The organism is Micromonospora sp. S-DT3-3-22, from assembly GCF_015354745.1.
Classification (GTDB): Bacteria; Actinomycetota; Actinomycetes; order Mycobacteriales; family Micromonosporaceae; genus Micromonospora; species Micromonospora wenchangensis.
The window spans coordinates 19399-40288 of sequence record NZ_JACGMO010000045.1 but is presented as its reverse complement, the minus strand read 5'-3'; the positions used below and the strand labels follow the sequence as shown (position 1 = coordinate 40288).

16 protein-coding genes and 1 pseudogene are annotated in these 20890 nt (G+C 73.5%); 7 read left to right on the top strand and 10 right to left on the bottom strand.

The window, feature by feature from the left end; all coding sequences use genetic code 11:
- Positions 1-42: 42 nt before the first annotated feature.
- The gene (locus H1A17_RS15440) at positions 43-1698 is read right to left on the bottom strand and encodes a hypothetical protein (protein WP_194822165.1); all 1656 of its coding nucleotides are present in this window, start codon (positions 1696-1698) and stop codon (positions 43-45) included.
- A 388-nt stretch (positions 1699-2086) separates the two neighbouring features.
- Here H1A17_RS15440 and dnaB point away from each other — a divergent pair, with 388 nt between their 5' ends.
- The gene (gene dnaB, locus H1A17_RS15435; RefSeq protein WP_205789334.1) at positions 2087-4414 is read left to right on the top strand and encodes a replicative DNA helicase; all 2328 of its coding nucleotides are present in this window, start codon (positions 2087-2089) and stop codon (positions 4412-4414) included.
- Positions 4415-4626: 212 nt separating this feature from the next.
- Positions 4627-5340 (top strand): hypothetical protein, encoded by a 714-nt coding sequence (locus tag H1A17_RS15430; RefSeq protein WP_145922448.1) that lies wholly within the window; start codon positions 4627-4629, stop codon positions 5338-5340.
- 25 nt (positions 5341-5365) lie between these two features.
- On the opposite strand, the gene H1A17_RS15425 is transcribed toward H1A17_RS15430, so the two are convergent.
- The 5 genes and pseudogenes from H1A17_RS15425 to H1A17_RS15405 form a co-directional block, all read right to left on the bottom strand.
- The gene (locus H1A17_RS15425) at positions 5366-6049 is read right to left on the bottom strand and encodes a maleylpyruvate isomerase N-terminal domain-containing protein (protein WP_145922447.1); all 684 of its coding nucleotides are present in this window, start codon (positions 6047-6049) and stop codon (positions 5366-5368) included.
- A 130-nt stretch (positions 6050-6179) separates the two neighbouring features.
- Positions 6180-6605 (bottom strand): zf-TFIIB domain-containing protein, encoded by a 426-nt coding sequence (locus H1A17_RS15420; RefSeq protein WP_145922446.1) that lies wholly within the window; start codon positions 6603-6605, stop codon positions 6180-6182.
- A gap of 29 nt (positions 6606-6634) precedes the next feature.
- The gene (locus H1A17_RS15415) at positions 6635-7267 is read right to left on the bottom strand and encodes a phosphoribosyltransferase (protein ID WP_194822170.1); all 633 of its coding nucleotides are present in this window, start codon (positions 7265-7267) and stop codon (positions 6635-6637) included.
- 18 nt (positions 7268-7285) lie between these two features.
- Positions 7286-8581, bottom strand: a pseudogene (locus tag H1A17_RS15410) (glycosyltransferase family 87 protein); the annotation flags it as partial.
- Entirely contained in the window at positions 8578-11124 is a 2547-nt protein-coding gene (locus H1A17_RS15405) for a bifunctional diguanylate cyclase/phosphodiesterase (protein WP_240762518.1), read from the bottom strand. The gene H1A17_RS15405 and the pseudogene H1A17_RS15410, both read right to left, overlap by 4 nt.
- Before the next feature lie 669 nt (positions 11125-11793).
- Here H1A17_RS15405 and moaC point away from each other — a divergent pair.
- The 4 genes from moaC (at position 11794) to H1A17_RS15385 (ending at position 14518) form a co-directional block, all read left to right on the top strand.
- Positions 11794-12285 (top strand): cyclic pyranopterin monophosphate synthase MoaC, encoded by a 492-nt coding sequence (moaC, locus tag H1A17_RS15400; RefSeq protein WP_145922445.1) that lies wholly within the window; start codon positions 11794-11796, stop codon positions 12283-12285.
- Entirely contained in the window at positions 12282-12752 is a 471-nt protein-coding gene (locus tag H1A17_RS15395) for a molybdenum cofactor biosynthesis protein B (RefSeq protein WP_145922444.1), read from the top strand. The genes moaC and H1A17_RS15395 overlap by 4 nt, the downstream gene beginning before the upstream one ends.
- Before the next feature lie 78 nt (positions 12753-12830).
- A complete protein-coding gene (locus H1A17_RS15390) occupies positions 12831-14090 on the top strand; it encodes a molybdopterin molybdotransferase MoeA (protein WP_194822164.1) in 1260 nt (419 codons plus the stop codon).
- The gene (locus H1A17_RS15385; RefSeq protein WP_240763105.1) at positions 14087-14518 is read left to right on the top strand and encodes a molybdenum cofactor biosynthesis protein MoaE; all 432 of its coding nucleotides are present in this window, start codon (positions 14087-14089) and stop codon (positions 14516-14518) included. The genes H1A17_RS15390 and H1A17_RS15385 overlap by 4 nt, the downstream gene beginning before the upstream one ends.
- 97 nt (positions 14519-14615) lie before the next feature.
- Here the strand turns inward: H1A17_RS15385 and H1A17_RS15380 are convergent, their stop codons facing one another.
- Positions 14616-16058, bottom strand: a complete 1443-nt coding sequence (locus H1A17_RS15380) for a glycosyltransferase 87 family protein (protein WP_145922442.1) — start codon at positions 16056-16058, stop codon at positions 14616-14618.
- Between the two features lie 204 nt (positions 16059-16262).
- Positions 16263-16808: a DoxX family protein gene (locus H1A17_RS15375; protein WP_145922441.1), complete on the bottom strand. Its 546-nt coding sequence runs from the start codon at positions 16806-16808 to the stop codon at positions 16263-16265.
- A 202-nt stretch (positions 16809-17010) separates the two neighbouring features.
- On the opposite strand from H1A17_RS15375, the gene H1A17_RS15370 reads away from it, so the two are divergent.
- Positions 17011-17556: a GNAT family N-acetyltransferase gene (locus H1A17_RS15370; protein ID WP_145922440.1), complete on the top strand. Its 546-nt coding sequence runs from the start codon at positions 17011-17013 to the stop codon at positions 17554-17556.
- Positions 17557-17566: 10 nt separating this feature from the next.
- Here the strand turns inward: H1A17_RS15370 and H1A17_RS15365 are convergent, their stop codons facing one another.
- Together H1A17_RS15365 and H1A17_RS35555 are read right to left on the bottom strand one after the other, a co-directional pair.
- Entirely contained in the window at positions 17567-18811 is a 1245-nt protein-coding gene (locus H1A17_RS15365; protein WP_145922439.1) for an ATP-binding protein, read from the bottom strand.
- A gap of 136 nt (positions 18812-18947) precedes the next feature.
- Entirely contained in the window at positions 18948-19400 is a 453-nt protein-coding gene (locus H1A17_RS35555) for a hypothetical protein (protein WP_370517102.1), read from the bottom strand.
- Positions 19401-20890: the final 1490 nt, after the last annotated feature.

Below are 20890 nucleotides of genomic sequence, written 5' to 3'. Positions count from 1 at the left end.
CGAGGACGTCGCACACCGGCCGGGCCGGCTGTCGTACGCCGGTCAGCCGATCGGCTGACCGGTGATCGCGCTGATCATCACGGTGGACAGGCCACCACCGACCACCGCCGCCGCCAGCGCCACCGTCGCCGGCCGCCAGGTCGTCCCGACCCGGCGCAACAGCACCGCCACCACCAGACTGCTCAGCAACGACAGGCCGAACCGGGGACCACCCGCGACCAGCGAACCCAGCGCGTGCGCCCGGGGCGGCTCGCACCCGCCACCGCTGATGTCGGTGACACAACCGGCCGGCGGCTGACCGTCCAGGGTCAACAGCCACAGGAACACCAACACCGCCGGCACCAGGTAACAGGCTGCGGTGTAGACCAACGGACGCAGCGGACCACCCGGGTCCGGGTCGAGCAGATCGTCCTCCAGGCGACGGTTCCACGAGCCGGCACCCACCGAGCCGATCCGCTCCCGCAGCGAGGACGGTGCCGCCGCCCGCCCGGACACCGGCTCGGCCCGACGGCGAGGGGCCGCCCGGGGGCGCGGCGCGGTGTAACCCACCACCGGCGACCGGGGCGCCGAGGTCGGCGGGTCCATCCAGCGGGGATCGTCGCCCGCCAGGCGGGTACCCGACCAGAAACCCTCCGGCTGCTCACCCCACGGCCAACCCTCACCGGTGACCGGCTGCGACGACCGGGGCGGCACCGACCGCTCCCACCGGTCCACGTCGCCCGCGTCCCGCTGGTCGATCCCACCCCGGTCCCACGGGCCGACGTCGTCGCGGCCCGGGCGGTCGACCCGGCCCGGGTCCCGGCCGTCCCACCCGTCACGGTCCGTGGTCACCGGACCCCACCGGCCGACGTCCGTCCGGTCCCACTGGGCGGTGTCGGTGAACCGGTCCCACTGGCCGGTGCTGTCGCTCTGCCCCCACCGCGACGACCCGCCGAGGCGGTCCCACCGGTCGTCGGTGGCGGGACTCTGCCAGCCGTGCACGCCGGAGGCGTCCCACGGGTCCACCGCCGGGCGGTACTCCGGTTCCGGCTCGGCCGACCGGCTCCACGGGTCGGCCGCCGGGCGGCTCGCCGGGTCGGTCAGGGGCCGGGCCCACGACTCGTCGGTGTTGCGTCGCCGACGGCGGGGCGGCTGCTCGGGCACGGCCTCCACGGGCAGGTCGGAATCGTCACCGCCGGACCAGATCACCTCCGGACGGCGGGACGACGCCCGGCGCGGACGGGCCGTCGGGGCCGCCCCGGAAACCGGCTCACCCTCGTCGGCGTCCGCCCGCCGGCTCCCGACGTACCCCTGCTCCTGCTGGGGACGGTCGAAGGTCCACTCCCGGGTGTGGTCGTCGGACCCGGGGCCCGCGCCGATCGCCCGTGCCTCCCGGCGTTCGCTCTCCCGCCGCCGCCGGGCCGCCCGCCGGCCCACCCCGGTGGCCCGGCGGGTGTCGTCCTCGTCGTCGTCCGGGGCGGCGTGCCGGCCCCGGCCGTCGGCGTGCGCGATGCCCGACTCGACCGCCCAGCGCGGCAGGTAGGCGTCGACAGGTTCCTGCTGGCCACGCTCGACCGCCCGACGCCGACTCGGCGTACGGTAGCGGTCCGTCGAGGAGTATGAATCCGACGGAACCGGGTCGCCGAGGTCGTCCCACGGGGCGATCGGCTGACGCGCGCGCGGGCTGCCCTCCCCGCGCTCCCAGTCCCGGTAACTCACGGCCGGAGCGTGACCCTTCTCAACCGAAAGTGCAATCCGCTGTCCAGGTGTAGCCGTTTCGCAGAGATAGTACGGGAAGACCGACCCAAGAGCCTTACCGGAAAATATTCGTCCACAGGGTGTGGATAGTGAACTAGCAGCTCACAGCGCTGGGGCTCAGAATTCCCCCACAGTTTTCCACAGGCTGTGCACACGCTGCGCACATGGTTGTCCACGCGCGTCCACAGGTTGTCCCGAGGCTCGTCCACCGCGCCGGTTGAGGGTCTGACCTCGGGGTCCGTATCGTGGGGCACCGACCGGTCGCGCGATGGCCCCCCGATCGACCTGACCGGACGGTGTCACCGCCGGCGTACCGCCGGGGCAACCGCGACGCTGTGGAGGGGGAACCGTGTCGATCACCGACGACATGCGGGCGGAGCCCCGGGTCGCGGGGCAGTCGTCCGCCCCGCCGCCCCGCGACGGCCAGTTCGACAAGACCCCACCACAGGACGTCGCCGCCGAGCAGTGCGTCCTCGGCGGCATGCTGCTCTCCAAGGACGCGATCGCCGACGTCGTCGAGATCCTCAAGTCCACCGACTTCTACCGGCCCGTCCACGCCACCATCTTCGACGCGATCCTCGACATCTACGGTCGCGGTGAGCCGGCCGACGGCATCACCGTCGCGGCGGCCCTCGCCGACTCCGGCGACCTCGCCCGCGTCGGCGGTGCCCCCTACCTGCACACCTGCATGGCGGCCGTGCCGACCGCGGCGAACGCCTCCTACTACGCCCGGATCGTCGGCGAACGCGCCGTGCTGCGCCGCCTGGTCGAGGCGGGCACCCGGATCGTGCAGCTCGGCTACGGCACCGCCGCCGGTGGCAGCCGGGACGTCGACGACGTCGTCGACCTGGCCCAGCAGGCGGTCTACGAGATCACCGAACGGCGGGTCAGCGAGGACTTCGCGGTGCTCGCCGACATGCTCCAGCCCACCCTGGACGAGATCGAGGCGGTCGGCGCGCAGGGCGGCGTGATGACCGGGGTGCCGACCGGCTTCACCGACCTGGACCGGCTGCTCAACGGCCTGCACCCGGGTCAGCTCATCATCGTGGCCGGCCGTCCCGGTCTCGGTAAGGCGCTGGCGCTCGACACGCCGCTGCCCACCCCCGACGGCTGGACCACCATGGGTGAGGTCGCGGTCGGTGACCGGCTGCTCGCCGCGGACGGCACACCGACCACGGTCACCGCCGCCTTCGCCGTGCGGCACGGGCGACCCTGCTACGAGGTCGAGTTCTCCGACGGCAGCGTGATCGTCGCCGACGCCGAGCACCTGTGGCGGACCACCACCCGGACGCGCACCCGTGCACCGGTAGGCGCAGCTCAGGGCGCTGCCGAGGCCGGCGACGGCGAGGCTGTGCGCACCACGGAGCAGATCGCGGCGACGCTGCGTACCGGGCCCGGGGGACGACCCCGGCACGCCGTCGCCACCTGCGCCCCCCTGCAACTGCCCGAGCGGGCGGTGCCCATCCCCCCGTACGGCCTGGGTGGCTGGCTCGGCGACGGCCGGGCCGACCCGGGGCACCTGGCCGGGTCCTTCCTGGCGACGCTGCGGGAGATCGGTGTCCTCGCGGACAAGCACATCCCCCGCGACTACCTGCGCGGCTCCGAGGCGCAACGTCGGGCGCTGCTCGCCGGGCTGATGGACACCGCCGGCACCCTCACCCCGACCGGCGAGCACCGGTACACCTCGACCTCGCGGCGGCTGGCCGGCGACGTGCGCGAACTCGTGGTGGGTCTCGGCTACCGGTGCACGCTGACCGAGCGGCCGGCGCAGGGTCGGACCGGGACGACGTACACGGTCGCCTTCGCCACCCCGGACGCCGTCTTCCGCCGGGAACCCAGGGCGTCCGCCGAGGCCGTCCGCCCGCGCACCGACCCGGGCGTCCGGTACGTGGTGGACGTCCGGCCGGTGGCGAGCGTGCCGGTGCGGTGCGTGACCGTCGACAACCCGGACCACCTCTACCTGGCCGGCCGGTCGATGATCCCCACCCACAACAGCACGGCCAGCATGGACTTCGCCCGCAACGCGGCGATCCGGGCCAACCAGGCCGCCGCCATCTTCTCGCTGGAAATGAGCAAGGTCGAGATCGTCATGCGGCTCCTCTCGGCCGAGGCGCGGGTTCCGCTGCACGTGCTGCGCAGCGGGCAGCTCTCCGACGACGACTGGACCAAGCTGGCCCGCTGCATGGGTGAGATCAGCGAGGCGCCGCTGTTCGTGGACGACACCCCGAGCATGAACCTGATGGAGATCCGGGCGAAGGCGCGGCGGCTCAAGCAGAAGCACGACCTCAAGATGATCGTCGTCGACTACCTCCAGCTGATGACCTCACCGAAGCGCACCGAGAGCCGTCAGCAGGAGGTCGCGGACCTGTCCCGTGGCCTGAAGCTGCTGGCCAAGGAGGTCGAGTGCCCGGTGATCGCGGTGAGCCAGCTCAACCGTGGCCCGGAGCAACGCACCGACAAGCGACCCCAATTGTCCGATTTGCGCGAATCTGGCTCGATCGAGCAAGATGCTGACGTCGTCATCCTGTTGCACCGCGACGACTACTACGACAAGGAGTCGCCGCGCGCCGGGGAGGCGGACTTCATAATTGCCAAGCACAGAAATGGTCCGACCGACAGCATAACGGTCGCGGCGCAGCTCCATCTCTCTCGATTCGTCGATATGGCCATCGGGTGACCGATGTCGGGACGCAACTCGCGGCGGAGCGACGACGAGACGTGGTCGCGCGTGCGGAGAGCGGGGAGAGCATCACGAGTATCGCCGTACGTCATGGGGTGACAAGGCAGGCGATCCGGGGGATGCTCCGTCGTTGTGGCGTACCTGCACGTCGAACTGGGAAGCTGACGGACGCGCAGCGGGAGGAAGTGATAAACCGATTTCTCGACGGAGTGGATCTCGGACAGATCGCCACCGATTTCAGTGTCACGGTTCCGGCTGTCCGCGGCCTGATCTCCCGTCGAGGAATCAAGATTCCCTCAGTCTCACAGGGCCTGCGGCACGAGGCCTTCGACAGCCTGACGCCTGATGCTTGCTACTGGATCGGATTTCTGTTCGCTGACGGATGCGTCAGCTACCGGCCAGGTCACATACCGCAGATATCGATAGGACTGGCTGAGCGAGACCGAGGGCAGTTGGTCGCGCTGCGGGATTACCTGGGCTGTGGTAACAGCATCTCCCAAACAAATCCGACCCAAGGTTCGTGCCAGTTCTCCGTGCGGTCGCGGAGCTTGGCGGACCGGCTCATTGAATTGGGTAGGTACGGTGATTCCATCGACGAGCGGTTGGTTGTCTCGCGCGACTTCTGGCGTGGTGTCGTCGATGGTGACGGCTCGCTGGGGATCTACAAAAGGGCAGCCCCGAGTGGTCGGACTTTCGCTCAGTTCAAGGTGGTCGGAAGGCGGCATGTCATGACCGCATTCGTTGCTTTCCTCGAAAGGAACGGCATCAGGGGTCTGTCGGTGCGTCCACACAAGAGCATCTGCGCTGTCGGAACCACCTGCGGGCCGGCTGAGAGGATAGCCTCCCTGCTCTACCTTAACGCCGAACCGGCGCTGGCGCGGAAGGCGGAAATTGCCGCACGGATGATCGTCCGGCAGCGATAGCGCGTTAATTCCGTGCGCGCCGAGGTCAGCCGAGCAGCGGGAACCAGCCGGCGGCCTCGCCCAGCGCCACCCGGTCCCGGTCGGTCAGCGGCTCCCGACCGGTGGCCCTGCCCAGGTACGTCAGGTCGTCCCAGTCGGCGGGCCGGACGGTGTCGTCGCTGAGCAGGCCGTCCATCGTGGCGACCGCGACCGCGACGGCCAGCGGACCGGGCGGCGGCGCGGCGGGCAGGTCGTGCACCAGATCGAGGTGGTGCACGACGGCCTCGGTGGTCAGCGTGGCCAGGAAGTCGGGCACCCGCAGCACGTGCCCCTGGGTGGTGACGTGGCCCTGCGGGTCGGCGGCCCCCGCCGCGCGTACGGCGGCTGGGGCGGTGTCGGCCCAGATCCGGACCACGCCGGTGGGCCGGTCGAAGGCGGCGGCCGAGCGGCGGACCCACCACGCGTGCCGGGCCGCGGCGTCGGGATCGCCACCCGCCGGGAACGACCGCCAGTAGCTGACGTCGTCGGTGTCGGCCGGGCCGTCGGCGGGGCCGGCCAGGGTGACCAGCGCCCGCTGGGCGTCGCCGAGCAGGTGGAAGAGCAGGTCGGCGACGACCCAGCCGCGACACCGGGTGGGGCGTTGCAGGGCGTCGTCGTCGAGGTCGGCGACCACCCGGGTGATGCCGTCGTAGGCCTGCGCCAACGCGGTGTGCTGCCGGACGAACGTCATGCCGTGCAGCGTCGCACGCCCGGCGCGGCCCGGCATCCGGACCCGGAACCCGCCGGCCGGAACCCCGGGCGGGCGGCGGCGGGACCGGGCCGGGCGCGGGAGGGCCCGGCCCGGCCGTCGACGGAACCGGTCAGCCGAACATCTCGTCGAGGAAACCCTTGTGCTTCTTGCGCTTGTAGTGGCCGTGGTAGCCGTGGTGCTGCGGGTGGCCGTAGCCACCGTGGCCGCCGTACGCGGGCTGCGGCGGGTAACCCGGCGGGGGCGGGGGCGGCGGCACGGCACCGTAGCCCGGCTGGTGGCTCGGGGCGGGCGGCGGCGGGGGCGGGGGTGGATACCCGCCCGGCACCTGGACGTGCTGCTGACCGGGGACGGCTCCGGGCTGACCGGGTGCGGCCGCACTGCGCTGCCGGTTCCAGTTCGCCTCGGCCTCGAACAGCTTTTCGAGTTCGCCGCGGTCCAGGAAGATTCCCCGGCACTCGCCGCACTGGTCGATGACGACTCCGCTGCGCTCGTACTGGCGCATATCTCCGCGACACTTGGGACAGGTGAGCTGCATCGTTCGACGGTACCCGGTCGGCGCAGCATTCAGGCGGTGGCGATCAGCGCCGAGGTCACCTCGTCGTCGTCGACCTCGTGGAAGTCGTCGTAGTAGGCGCTGACCGCGGTGAAGTCGACCGGGTGCTGCGGGCAGACCACCTCGTCGGCTTCGGCGGCGAGCATCTCGTACGCCTGCTGCGCGCCGACCGGCACCGCGACGACGACCCGTCGGGCGCCGAGCCGCCGGGCGACCTGCACGGCGGCGCGGGCGGTCGCACCGGTGGCCAGCCCGTCGTCGACGATCAGGGCGGTACGTCCGGTCAGGTCGAGCGGGGGTCGACCGTGCCGGTAACGGGCCTCCCGGCGGTCGAGTTCGGTCTGTTCACGGCGTTGCACCTCGGCGCGGTCGGCCGGGTCGAGCGGGGCGGCGACCTGGTCGTTGAGGACCCGGACGCCGCCGGGGCCGAGCGCGCCGAAGGCCACCTCGGGTGCCCGGGGCAGACCGAGCTTGCGGACCACCAGCACGTCGAGCGGTACGCCGAGCCGGTCGGCGACGACCCGGGCCACGGGCACCCCGCCGCGTACCAGGCCCAGCACGACGACGTCGGGCTGACCGGCCAGCGCGGTGAGCCGTTCGGCGAGTCGCCGGCCGGCGTCGGCGCGGTCGCGGTAGCTGCTCATGTCCTCAGGTCTACGCCGTCCGGGCGGGGTGCGGCGGGAAGTCGGCGGAACCGGTGCCGGGCGGGTGGCGAGGGCGGAGGCCCAGACCAGCAGGGCGATCGGGTAGAGCAGGTAGCCGAAGCGGGTGGTCGGCATCAGCAGGATCGCGGCGAGCAGGCCGTACCCGCAGATCAGTGCGGTGGCGGCGGCGGTGCGGGGCGGGCGGCGGACGAGCCGGACGGTGATCGCGCCGCCGACGGCGGCGAGCAGCGTGGCGGCGACGACCCGGCCGCCGGGCAGGGCGGTGGCGATCAGGTGACCGGGGAACGGGGACTGGGCGGGGCTGGTGACCTGGCCGTGGCCGAGCGGGAAGCGGAGCACGTTCTCCACCAGCGCGTCCCGGTCGACCAGCAGGGCGGGGAGCAGGGCGAGGGCGGGTAGCCCGAGCGCGCCGGCCGCCACCCGCAGCCCGGCCCGTCGGGTCGCCCCCCAGAAGATCAGGACCAGCGCGACCGGCCAGGCGAACAGTTTCAACGCGCCGGCCAGCCCGACGGCCAGCCCCGCGCTACCGGGGCGACCGGTGGCGGCGAACGCCAGCGCCAGCAGGCAGAGCGCGAGTACGGGCAGATCGTCGCCGCCGGTGGCGAGGGTGAGGGCGCAGATCGGCAGGACGGTGGCCGCCTGCACGCCGCGTAGCACCGCCGGCGCCCCGGGTGCTCCGCCGGTGGTCGGGGCGGAACGGCGCAGCACCATCACGGCCCACGCCAGGGCTGCGGCGGTGACCAGCGCGAACCAGACGCGGGAGTCGGTCCACCAGGTGTCGGCGGCGGCCCGGGGCAGCCCGAACAACGCCATCCCCGGCTGGTAGGGGGTGTAGCCGAGCAGCCGTTCGTCGGCGGGCAACGCGGCGATGGCGTCCGACCCGAGGTAGGGGGTGCCGTGCTCGGCGAGCCGGATGCCGGCCTGCTCGACCACCACCACCTCCTCCTGGGCCCGGTCGGTGCGCCCGGCGGCCCGTTGCCCGGCCTGCACGATCAGCGGGAGCAGGGCGGTGCCGGCCCAGGCGAGGCCGGTGACCACCGCGCGGGCGGTGGTGCCGGCCAGCCGGGGACGGTGGCGGCGGAGGAGGAACTGGGCGGCGACCAGGACCGTCGCGGCGAGGTAGCCGACGGCGGCGATGCCGCCCCAGGCCCGGTGCGGCGGCAGGGTGGAGGTGACGGCGGTGACGGCGGCGAAGATCGCGGAGAGCAGGTAGAGGCCGAGATCGAGGGCGAGTCCACCGGCGGCGGTGTCGACGGCCCGGCAGCGGCGGGCGGCACGGTCGGCGGCGGTCACGCCGGCAAGTGTGGCAGACCCGTCGAACGGTTCCGGGCGGGCTGGCGGCGGCCGGGGGTGCTGAGTCGGATGACCGCGCCGGTGTCGTGCAGCGGGGTGGCGAGACTGCCGGGGCGGCCACCGGAGCCGCGTTGCAGTGCGGCGAGGAGCGCGCCGGCCGGCAGCGGGCGGGCGAACAGGTGTCCCTGGCCGGCGGCGCAGCCGAGCGACCACAGGGCCCGGCGCTGCGGTTCGCTCTCCACGCCCTCGGCGACGACGGCCAGGTCGAGGCTGCGGCCGAGGTCGAGGGTGGAGCGGATGACGGCCGCCGCCTCGGCCGAACTCTCCATCGCGGTGACGAAGCTGCGGTCGATCTTCAGCTCGTGCACGGGGATGCGGGAGAGCAGGGAGAGCGATGAGTAGCCGGTGCCGAAGTCGTCCAGGGCGAGCCGGATGCCGGAGTCGCGCAGCCGGTTGAGCACCCGGTCGACCACGTCGAGCTGGCTGAGGGTGAGCGTCTCGGTCAGCTCCAGGACGAGCCGGTCCGGGGGGAAGTCGTGGGCCTGGAGCCGGGCCAGCACCGCGCCGGGGAACCGGGCGTCGAGCAGGCTGCGGGGTGAGACGTTGACCGAGACCGGCAGGTCGAAGCCGGCGGTCCGCCAGCTGACGGCGGCGACGAGCGCCTGGTCGAGGATGGCCTCGGCGAACGCGGGGAGCATGCCGGAGCGTTCCACCGCCTCGATGAAACGCAGCGGGTCGATCACCCCGTGCCGGGGGTGGTGCCAGCGGGCCAGCGCCTCGGCCCCGGTCACCTCACCGGTGCCCAGGTCGACGATGGGCTGGAAGTTGACGGTGAACTCGTGGTCGGCCACCGCGCGGGGCAGCTCACCGCCGAGGGTGAGCCGGCGCAGGTCGGCGGTGTCCCGGGTGGGGGCGTACGTGGCGATCCGTTGGCCGGCCCGCTTGGCCTGGTACATGGCGACGTCGGCGCGGCGTAGCAGTTCGGGCATGCCGCCGGTGGCGGGGGCCGCGGCGATGCCACCGCTGGCCTCCACGCTGATCCGCATGCCGTCCACGTCGATCGGTTCGTGCAGGGCGCCGAGCAGGGTTTCGGCCCGGTGGGCGGCGATGGCGGGGGCGGGCAGGTTGCGCATCAGCACGGCGAATTCGTCGCCGCCGAGGCGGGCGACCAGGTCCTCGTCGCGGGCGGCGGCGCGCAGCCGGTCGGCGACCTGCATCAGCACCTGGTCACCGGCGGCGTGGCCGAGGGTGTCGTTGACCTCCTTGAAGTGGTTGAGGTCGATCAGGACGAGGGCGGTCACCCCCTCGGCGTGCCGGGTGCCGAGCTGTTCGGTGCCCCGGTCGAGCAGTTGCCGGCGGTTGGCCAGGCCGGTGAGCGCGTCGTGGCTGGCGGCGTGGGCGTGTTCGTCGGCGACCCGGGCGAGTTCGGCGTACGCCTGGGCGTTGCGGACGGCCGTGCACAGCGCGGAGGCGAAGGTGCGCAGGGTGTACTGCTCGCGTTCGCTGAGCCGGACCGGCCCACGGAACCGCAGCCGCAGGATGCCGACGTCGACGGTGCGGTCGTGGCCTTCGAGGCGGGCGGGCAGGACGGTGCCCTCGATCTCGCTCGGGGTGCCGGACGGGCCGTCGTAGGTGATCGTGCCGCTCGCGCCCCGGACGGTGCGGCCGGCGTCGCGCAACTCGATCTCGACCTCGTCGGCGGAGAAGAGTTCGGTGGCCTGGGTGACGGCGGTGGTGAGGACCTTGTCCAGGTCGACCACGTTGAGCGCGTCGGTGGTGCGGGCCAGCCGCTGCCAGGCCTGCTGCTCGGTGCGGGACTTGACCTGGTTGGAGTAGAGCAGGTGCAGGCTGAGCACCAGCGGTGGCACGGCGAGCAGGAGCCGGGGGTCGGCCTGGAGGATGGCCAGGGTGACGGCGATCAGGACGAACCGGGCCAGCGCGCTGGTCAGGCGTAGGCCGAGGTCGTCGGAGAAGAGCCGGGGCAGCGGGGTGCCGGTGGCCATCGCGATGACCGGCAGGGTGAGCAACTCGTCGAGGACCACGGCGACGACGTAGGCGAGCCCGATCATGCCGATGGCCTTCGGCAGGTCGGTGTCCTGCGGTGACCAGCCGAGGGTGTGCAGGGCGACGCCGCCGCCGGCCGCCAGCAGCATGCTCTTGGCGATGCCGAAGGCGGTCTTCAACGGTGCGCGCTTCATGGACAGCAGGGCGATCGCGACGCCGGTCCCGGTGGTCAGGACGACCAGGGGCGCCGGTGCGACGGCCAGCCCGAGGACGATCGCCGTCTCGCTCCAGGAGACCGCGTGGACGGTGGCCCGGATGCGGATCTGCCAGTTGATCCGGACGCCGAGCGCGGCCATGAAGGCCAGCGCGACGGACCGGGTGAGGTCGCCGCCGGTGAGGTCGAGGTGGACCAGTTGGTAGAGGGCGACGACCGCCGCTGCGGTGGCCACCACGCAGACGAGGCCGACGTGCAGCGTCAGCTGCCGCTCGGCCTCCGTCTTGCCTTCGTCCGGTCGCGCCACCGTGTCCTCGACAACCACTCCGTGTCGCTGAGCAGAGGCCAAGGCTACGTGGGGTCACGCCGCCACCACAATCGTTCAGAGCCACTCGTGTGCGGACATCGCGTTCGCCCTCCCCTGATCGTTGTCGCCGACCCTTGCGGTCGGGATCTGACAGGGGACAGCCTAAGTGCGGTTAGGCCGATTTTGGAGGTATAAATGTAACTATGAGCGATAGATGAGAATTGAGTGCGTCTTGGTGACTTTCCGTTTCCATGGGGAAACGGAGTGCTGAGCGCTCCCGACGGTTCTCGTTAACGCTAGATAATGGTGCAGACGGCGGCTTCGCGACATCGGACGAGAGGTGCCGTCTGCCGTTACGTCGAGGTGACCGGCTGTGCGAGTGCGACAGATCACCCCATTGCGGAACGCAGCGTAGTCGGGTCGACGCGGTGGTGCCAACGTCGTCGAAGTGGCCCGGTGGCGATTCGCGGTCACGACGCGACGTAGGGTTTCTCGGGCGTGACGATCTCGCGCGCGATGGTGTTTCCCGCTCTGTCGTCGACGCGAGAACCTATTAGTGGCGACCGATGAAATCGACGATGAACTACCGATCACGAATCGTCCCCACGCGCTCGGCGTTCCTGTTCCCGGTCGTCGTCGCGCACCGGACGTACGCTCCGGTGGGCGCGCACCGCTAGGCTCGCGGACGTGACCGATCCCGCGCAGCTCAGCCACGTCGACGCCGCGGGCGCGGCCCGCATGGTCGACGTCTCCGCCAAGCCGGTGTCCGGCCGGGTCGCCGTGGCCGCCGGGCGGCTGCGCACCACCGCCGAGGTGGTGGAGCTGCTGCGCCGCGACGGCCTGCCCAAGGGCGACGCGCTGGCCGTCGGCCGGATCGCCGGCATCATGGGCGCCAAACGCACCCCCGACCTGATCCCGCTCTGCCACCCGATCGCCCTGCACGGCGTCACCGTCGACCTGCGACTCACCGACGACACCGTGGAGATCACCGCCACCGCCCGCACCGCCGACCGGACGGGGGTGGAGATGGAGGCGCTGACCGCCGTCGCCGTCGCCGGGCTGGCCCTGGTCGACATGGTCAAGGCGGTCGACCCGGCCGCCGCCGTGGACGCCGTCCGGGTGCTGCGCAAGACCGGCGGCAAGACCGGCGAGTGGGTCCGCCCGCAGGACCGGCCGTGATCCGGGCCCGGGTCGTCGTGGCGTCCAACCGGGCCGCCGCCGGGGTGTACGCCGACACCAGCGGCCCGCTGCTCGTCGCCGGCCTGCGCGAGCTGGGCTGCCAGGTCGACGAGCCGGTGGTGGTGCCCGACGGCGAACCGGTCGGCGAGGCCCTGCGCGCCGCCCGTGCCGACGGGATCGACGTGGTGCTGACCAGCGGCGGCACCGGCATCAACCCCACCGACCGGACCCCGGAGGTGACCCGGGCGCTGCTCGACCACGAGATCCCCGGCATCGCCGAGGCGATCCGCGCGTACAGCCGGGACCGGGTCCCCACCGCGGCGCTGTCCCGGGGGCTCGCCGGTGTGCTGGGCCGGATGCTCGTGGTCAACCTGCCCGGCTCGCGGGGCGGCGCGAAGGACGGGCTGGCCGTGCTCGGCCCGATCCTCGGCCACGCGGTCGACCAGTTGCGCGGCGGCGACCACTGACCGCACGGTCGGCGCGGCGGCGCTAGGCTCGCGGGGGTGTACGCGGAGCGCCGCGTCCCGTCCGAACGGAGGCCCCCGGTGAGCACGGAAACCGCCGCCACCGCGGCCCAGGTCGCCGCGCCGCCACCGGCCGGGTGGGAGGAGGCCCGCTCCCGGGTGTACGCGGTCGGCCTCGCCGCCGCCCTGCCCCCGGTCAACCGGTCGCTTTCCGACGCCGACGGGTACACCCTGGCCGAGCCGCTGACCACCCGGACCGACCTGCCCGCCTTCCCCACCTCCAGCGTCGACGGCTGGGCGGTGCGCGGGGCCGGCCCGTGGGACGTCGTGGGACGGGTGCTCGCCGGGCAGACCCCGGCCGGGCTGACCGCCGACGGCACCACCGTCGAGATCGCCACCGGCGCGATGGTCCCCACCGGGACGACCGCCATCCTGCGCATCGAGGACTCGGGGCGTACCCCGGACGGGCGGGTGACCGGCACCCCCCGGGCCCACCCGGAGTGGCGGGAGCCGGGCGAGGAGGCGGTGGCCGGTGAGGAACTGCTGCCGGCGGGCACCCCGGTCGATCCGGCGCTGATCGGGCTGGCCGCCTCCTGCGGGCACGACCAGCTCACGGTGCGCCGCCAACCGCGCGCCGCGCTGCTGGTCTTCGGCGACGAGCTGCTCACCGCCGGGCCGCCCGGGTCGGGCCGGGTCCGCGACGCGCTCGGCCCGGCGGTGCCGTCCTGGTTGCGCCGCTACGGCTGCCAGGTCCGGCCCTCCGACGTGGTCGGCCCGGTGGCGGACACCCTCCCCGCCCATGTGGCCGCCCTGCGCGGGGCGCTGGCCGGGGCCGACCTGGTCTGCACCACCGGCGGCACCATGCACGGCCCGGTCGACCACCTGCACCCCGCGTTGGAGGCGCTCGGGGCCGACCACGTGGTGAACACGGTCGCCGTGCGGCCCGGCTTCCCGATGCTGCTGGCCCGGCTGGTCGACGCCGACGGGCGGGTGCGGTTCGTGGCCGGGCTGCCGGGCAACCCGCAGTCCGCGATCGTCGCCCTGGTGTCGCTGGTCGCGCCGCTGCTCGCCGGGCTCCAGGGCCGGGCGCTGCCGGCGCTGCCACAGGCCACCCTCGCCGAGCCGGTGCCCGGTCGGGGGGACTACACCCACCTGGCGCTGGTCCGGCTGGACCGGGCCGCCGGCACCGCCCACCCGGTCCGGCACGTCGGGTCGGCGATGCTGCGCGGGCTGGCCGGCGCGGACGGGTTCGCGGTGATCCGGCCGGGCACCTCCGGCGAGGTCGGGGCCCGGGTGCCGGTCGTCCCGCTGCCGCTGCTGCCCGGGGAGCGCACGTGGTGACGACCGGCCCGACGACGGCCCTGCTCGCGGTCACCGACGAGCCGCTGGACCTGGCCGCGCACGAGGCGGCGGTGGCCGACCGCCGGGCCGGCGCGGTGGTCTCCTTCCAGGGCGTGGTCCGCGACCACGACCACGGCCGACCGGTGACCCTGCTGGAGTACGAGGGCCACCCGAGCGCCGTCGAGACGCTGCGCGCGGTGGCCGCCGAGATCGCCGCAGACCCAGACGTCTACGCGGTGGCGGTGTCGCACCGGATCGGCCGGCTCGACATCGGTGACGTGGCGCTGGTGGCGGCGGTGAGCACGGCACACCGGGCGGCGGCCTTCGCGGCCTGCGCGAGGCTGGTCGACGAGGTGAAGGCGCGACTGCCGATCTGGAAGCGGCAGGTCTTCGCCGACGGCACCGAGGAATGGGTCAACTGCCCCTGACCGGCTGCGGTCACGTCGGAGCCCGCACCGGCACACGGGTGGACCAGGGGCGACGGCGGCCGGCCGCTGCCCCCGTGTCCCGGTGGGCCGGAACGGGTCAGCGGCGGCCGGCGGTGGCGGTGGCGCGGGCCAGCCGGTCGGCGTAGAAGGCGGGCTCGGCGCCGGGCCGCCACGGCAGGGCGGCGACCAGCACGATCAGCGCCAGCGCGAGCGAGTTCTCCATCAGCGCGCCGAACAGGCCGTCCTGGTAGTGCGACACCTCGGGGAGCTTGTGCTCGTACGGCCAGATCGGTGAGATCAGGAAGAGCAGGTACAACCCGAGCGCCGCCACCCCGTGCCGCAGCCCGGTCAGCGTCGGGTACCAGATCGGCGGGCGCAGCCCGTTCACCCCGGGCGGCCCGCCGAACGCCTGCTGGCCGCTACGCAGCGACAATCCCCGGCTCGCCTCACGGCGGCGGACGGCGGCGTCGGCGAGTACGACGATCGCCGGGATGACCCAGACCAGGTGGTGCGACCAGGAGATCGGGCTGATCACGTTGGCGGTCAGCCCGACCAGGGTGAACGCGGTCAACTCGTCGCCGTCGGCGCGGGCGTTGGCGGCCCGGGACAGCCCGACGGCCAGGATCAGCACCGAGAACGCCAGCCAGAGCAGGCCGGGCGTCTCGATCGAGTCGTACAGCCGGGCCAGCAGGCCGGCCAGCGACTGGTTGGGCGTCATGTCGGCGGCCCCGACCCGTTCGGTCTGCCACAGCACCCCGCCGAAGTAGGCGCGCGACTCGGTGCCGACCAGCGCGAAGCTGCCCAGGGTGACGCCGATGGTGGTGCCGACGGCGGTGGCGGCGACCCGCCACTGCCGGGTGATCAGCAGGTAGGCGATGAACAGCGCCGGGGTGAGCTTGACGGCGGTGGCCAGGCCGATGCCGACACCCGCCCAGGAGCCGCTGTAGAGCAGCCGCAGGAACGGGCCGTCGGTGTCGCGCCCGTGGGTGCCCCGCCGGGAACGCCAGCGCAGGCCCACCAGGTCCGCCATGATCAACGCGAACAGGAGCAGGTTGACCTGGCCGTACCCCAGGGTTTCCCGGACCGGTTCGATGGCCGTGGCCATCGGCGTGGCGATGGCCACGGTGAACCAGAGCGGCCAGCCGAGCCGGTCGACGATCGGACGCAGCAGCGCGGCGAGGACCACCGCGAGGGCGGCGATGCTGCCGGCCGCGTTGATCCACCCGGCCACCTCGATCGGTAGCCCCGCCATCGGCAGCATGGCCAGCGCGGCGAAGGGCGGGTAGGTGAAGCCCAGCGTGGTGGTGGGCGCGATGAACTCGTACAACTCGTGCCCGCTCGCCCACCACACCACCGCGCCGTGGTAGATCTTCATGTCGAAGAAGTTGTACGGCCGCCCGAAAGCACCGATGGCGAGCCATGCGGCATAGGCGACGGCGGCCACGATGCCGGTCCGTACGACTGTCCTACGATCGATCCCACGCGTTGCGCGACGGACTGGGGCGAGGCGGTCCGCACGTCTACCGACGGTTGTCGGCATGGCGTGGCCACCCCCGTACCAAGGTCGTCCTACCCGTCCAGGTCCGGTACGGAGCCTAGAACGGCGCCTCACGTTGCTGCCTCCCGCGTTATGCGACCGTGTCCGATCCCACACCAGTTTTTGACATTTCCACCGCGTTAACGGCTGTCGGGTGGTTCAGGTAATTCGCGGCCTTGCGGGGGGTGATGGCCGAATAGATGCAGGTCAGCCAGGTAACCGGCGGGCGGCGGCGGCCGACCGGACGGCGATCCGGGCCTCCCGCCGGGCCGTACGCACCGCGCGACCCACCGAACGTCGTGAGTGGCCGATGCGGTGACCGGCCCGCCAGCGCAGACCCGGCCTGCCCTCGGTGTCGGCGGCGGCGAGCAGCAGACCGCCGAAGAGGCCGAGGTTCTTCAGGAAGTGCACCTGGTTGTTGTTCCGGGTCGCCGGATCGTCGTTGCTCCAGAAGGGGTGACCGGCGGCGGTGGTGGGCACCAGCGTGCCGGCCAGGAGCAGCGCGGCCGGGCGGGTGAACTTCCCGGTGGCCAACATCAGGCCGGCGGTGAACTGCACGGCGGCGTTGGCCCGGATCAACGTCTCGGTGTCGGTGGGGAGCTGCGGGGCGACCTGCTGGATCAGCGGCGTGACCCGGTCGGTGACCGGCTTCGCCGCCGGGACGAGCCGGTGGGGGTGCTGAAAGTTGCGGGCGCCGCTGACCACGAAAATGCCGCTCAACATGACACGGGCGAGGGAGCGCACGGGTTTCATGGCTCAGTCATACCCCGTTTGACGCCCCACTATCCGGGCAATGGCCGATCCGCAGTGGTCCGCGTGTCGACGGTCCGCATCGGTGCGTCGTCGTCCGTCACGTCGCGGGACGGTCACGCGTACCGGCGGCCGGAGGCGGTGCGCCACGCCGAACGAAGCGACCGTCGCTGATGGACGGGCTCCGACCGGTAACGTCGCGCGGGTGACGACCCTTCGGCTGCGTCCCGAGGGCCCGGCCGACGCCGGCCCGGTCCGCCGGGTGCTGGCCGCCGCCTTCGCCCGCCCCGACCGCACCACCCCCGGTGAGGTCGCGCTCGTCGACGAGTTGCGCGGCAGCGCGGCATGGCTGCCGGAACTGGCGATGGTCGCCGAGTACGGCGGCGAGGTGGTCGGGTACGCGCTGCTCACCCGGGTGCAGGTCGAGGCCGACCGGGTCCGGGTTCCGGCGCTGGTGCTCGGGCCGGTGGCGGTGGCCCCGCACCGGCAACGGGTCGGGCACGGCACGGCGGTGGTGCAGGCCGCGTTGGAAGCCGCCACCGAGCTGGGCGAACGGCTGGTGGTGGTGCTCGGCGACCCGGCGTACTACCGGCGGTTCGGCTTCACCCGGGCCGACCGGATGGGACTGGTCAGCCCCTGGTCGGGGCTGGGGGAGCCGTGGCAGGCGCTCGTCCTGCCGCCGGAGGTCAGCCACGCGCCGCCGCCACCGCGCGGCGAGGTGGTCTTCCCGCCCCCCTGGTCCCGGGTCTGACCCCGGCGGATCAGGCCGGCTGGGTGCGCAGGTAGCGGCCGAAGTGCGGAACGGTGAAGGCGACCGTGCCGCGTTCCCCGGAGTAGATCAGCCCCTTCTTGATCAGCGCGTCCCGGGCCGGGGAGAGGCTCGCCGGCTTGCGGCCCAACGCGCGGGCGATCTCGGCGGTCGGCACCGCCGCGTCCATGTCGTCCCGACCGCCGCCGTCGGCCTCGCCCGCCACCTGGGACAGGGTCGCCATCGCCCGCATGTACTCGCGTTCGGCCGGGGTGGCCCGCTCGAACCGGGAACCGAAGAAACCCACCGCCAGCTCCGCCTCCGCCTCCGGGGCGGCGACCCGGACGTCCGCGTCGGTGATCGGGGAGCGGGGTGCGTGGTCCCAGGTCGCCTTCCCGTACGCCTGGACGAAGTACGGGTAGCCGCCGGACGACTCGTAGAGCAGGTCGAGGGCCTTCTGCTCGTACTCGACCTGCTCCCGCTCGGCCGGCGCGCACAGTGCCCGGTCGGCGGCGATCCGGTCCAGCCGGTCGATCCGCAGGTAGCGGAACAGCCGCTCCGAGTACGACTTGGCGGCGCTGAGCACCGCCGGCAGGTGTGGCAGGCCCGCGCCCACCACGATCAGCGGCGCGCCGAGCTGGGACAGCTCGTGGCAGGCGGCGCAGAGCGCCGAGATGTCCTCCGCGCCGAGATCCTGCATCTCGTCGATGAAGACGGCGATGCCGGTGCCCACGTCCCCGGCGACCGCCGCCGCGTCGGTGAGCAGCTCCACCAGGTCGATCTCGATGTCGCCGGAGTCGGCCCGACCGCTGCTGGCCGGCACGTCGATGCCGGGCTGCCACCGGTCGCGCAACCTGGGGGCCGCACCGGCCCGCCCGGTGGTCGGTGCGCTGCGCTGCGCGAACGCCTTGAGTACGCCGAGGAAGGCGTCGATCCGGTCCGGTGCGCGGTGCCGGGGGGCCAGTTCCCGGACCGCCATGTGCAGGGCGGCGGCGATCGGCCGGCGCAGCGACTGGTCCGGCCGGGCCTCGATCTTGCCGGTGCCCCAGAGCTGGTTGATCGCCTGCGAACGCAGGGTGTTGAGCAGGACCGTCTTGCCGACGCCGCGCAGGCCGGTGAGCATCAGGCTGCGTTCGGGGCGACCCCGGGCGATCCGTTCCAGCACCACGTCGAAGACGTCCAGCTCCCGCCCCCGCCCGGCGAGTTCGGGCGGGCGCTGACCGGCGCCCGGGGCGTACGGGTTGCGGACCGGATCCACGCATCGCACAGTATCGGGCGTTCTAGCCTGCGGACTAGAGATGCGTAGACAGGGCTACCGGCGTGTCGCCGACCCGCCCTCGACCGGAATATGGGGCTGTCTAGCGTGAATGCTAGACAGCCCCATACTTTCCTGTTCAGCTCCGTTTGCGCAGGCAGAGCACGTAGTCGAAGATGTCCACCGAGTTGTCGTGCACGTAGTTGGCGTTCGACTCCGGCGCCAGCGACCGGCACCGCTCCCCGTTCGTGGACGCCGGAATCCGCAACAGCACCTCGTACGTGTTCGGGCCGCACGGCACCTTGCGCAGTTCGGCGTCGCTGGCCGTACCGTCGTTGACCACGCAGTCGCCCCGGACGATCTGATCCGCCCTGGTCGGCGTGGGGGTCGGCTCGGCCGTCGTCGGTTCCCCGGTCGGCTCCGGCGCGCTCGTCGGGGTGCTCTCCGTCGGCCCGTCCCCGGTGGGGGCGGCGGAGATGCTCGTCGAGGGTGCCGGGCCGTCGCCGTCATCCGAGGCCAGGAGGAACCAGCCGCCCACCCCGAGACACGGGCAGAGCAGCAGGACCACCACGAGCCCGACGATCAGCGCGATCCGACCGCCCCGCCCCTTCGCCGGTGGCGGGGTCGGATACCCGGGTCCGGGCTGCCCCGGGAAGCCCGGCGGCGGCTGCTGTCCCGGGTAGCCGGGCGCGGCCTGACCGGGATAACCGGCCGCCGGTGCGGCTGCTCCGGGGAACCCGGAGGACGGTGGTGGCGTCGACTGGCCGGGGTAGCCGGACGTGGGCGCGGCTGCTCCGGGGAACCCGGAGGACGGTGGTGGTGGCGCGGCCTGGCCGGAGTAACCGGTCGGTGGGGGCGACGCCGGTGCGTTGAACGCGCCCGCCGCCGGTGCGGCCGTCGGCCCGGCGGGCGGGAACGGCCCCGGCGGCGGGTAGCCGGCCCCCGACGACGCCGCCGGCTGACCGGTCGGCGGCAGGTAGGTGTCCGGCGGCGGGTAGCCCGCCCCCGACGTGGGCGGTGGCGGGTAACCGGCCCCCGAGGTCGGTGGCGGGTAGCCCGCCCCTGACGTCGGCGGTGGCGGGTACCCCGCTCCCGACGAGGGTGGTGGCTGGGGGGCCTCCGCTGCCGGCATCTGCGTGGTCGGGGAGTACCCGCCGGTCGGCGCGGGCATCTGCGTGGTCGGAGAGTAGCCACCGGCCGGTGGGGGCGGGGCCGGCTGCCCGGCTCCCGACACCGGCAGTCGGGTGGTCGGCGGTTCCGGTGACGTGGCGATCGGGGCGGTCGCCGCATCACCGGTCACGGGGGCGGTCGGCGGCTCGCTGCGCAGCGCCGTGGTCGGTGCGTCGTCCGTACCGGCCCAGATCGGGGCGGTCGGTGGCTCCGGTGCGGTGCCGGAGATCGGTGCGGTCGGCGGTTCCGGCGTTGCGGCGGAGATCGGCGTGGTCGGTGGCTCCGGCGGGGTCGCCGACATCGGTGCCGTCGGCGGCTCCGGGTCGTGCGCCCGGATCGGCTCGGTCGCCGCCTCGGCGGGTGCGGTGTCGGGTTCGGCCGGACCGGCGAGCGGTCCGGCCGACACAGCGGTGGGCTCGTCGTCCTGGCCGGTCGGGACCTGCCCGGCCGGCCCGGCAGACAGAACCGTGGTCGGCTGGTGGTCGGGGTCGGCCGCGATGGGTGCGGTCGGCGGTTCGTCGGCCGGGTGCGGGGGAGGCGACGAGATCGGAGCGGTCGGCGTCTCGTCGGCGGTCGACGGGACCGGGGTGGTCGGCGCGGTGGGTGCCTCGTCCTGGTCGCGGGCGAAGGGAGCCGTCGGCGACTCGTCCGGCTCCGCCGGGATCGACGCCGTCGGCGTGTCCGCGTCGGACGGGACTCCCCCGGTCGCAGGCTCGGAGCCGGACTGCGCGAGGGGTGCGGTCGGCGGCTCCGGCTCGGACCGTGCGAGGGGCGCGGTCGGCGGCTCGGGGTCGGACCGGCCGATCGGCTCCGTCGCGGGTTCCGGGGAGATCGGGGCGGTCGGTGGTTCCGGCTCGGACCGGCCGATGGGTTCCGTCGCGGGTTCCGGGGAGATCGGCGCGGTGGGCGGCT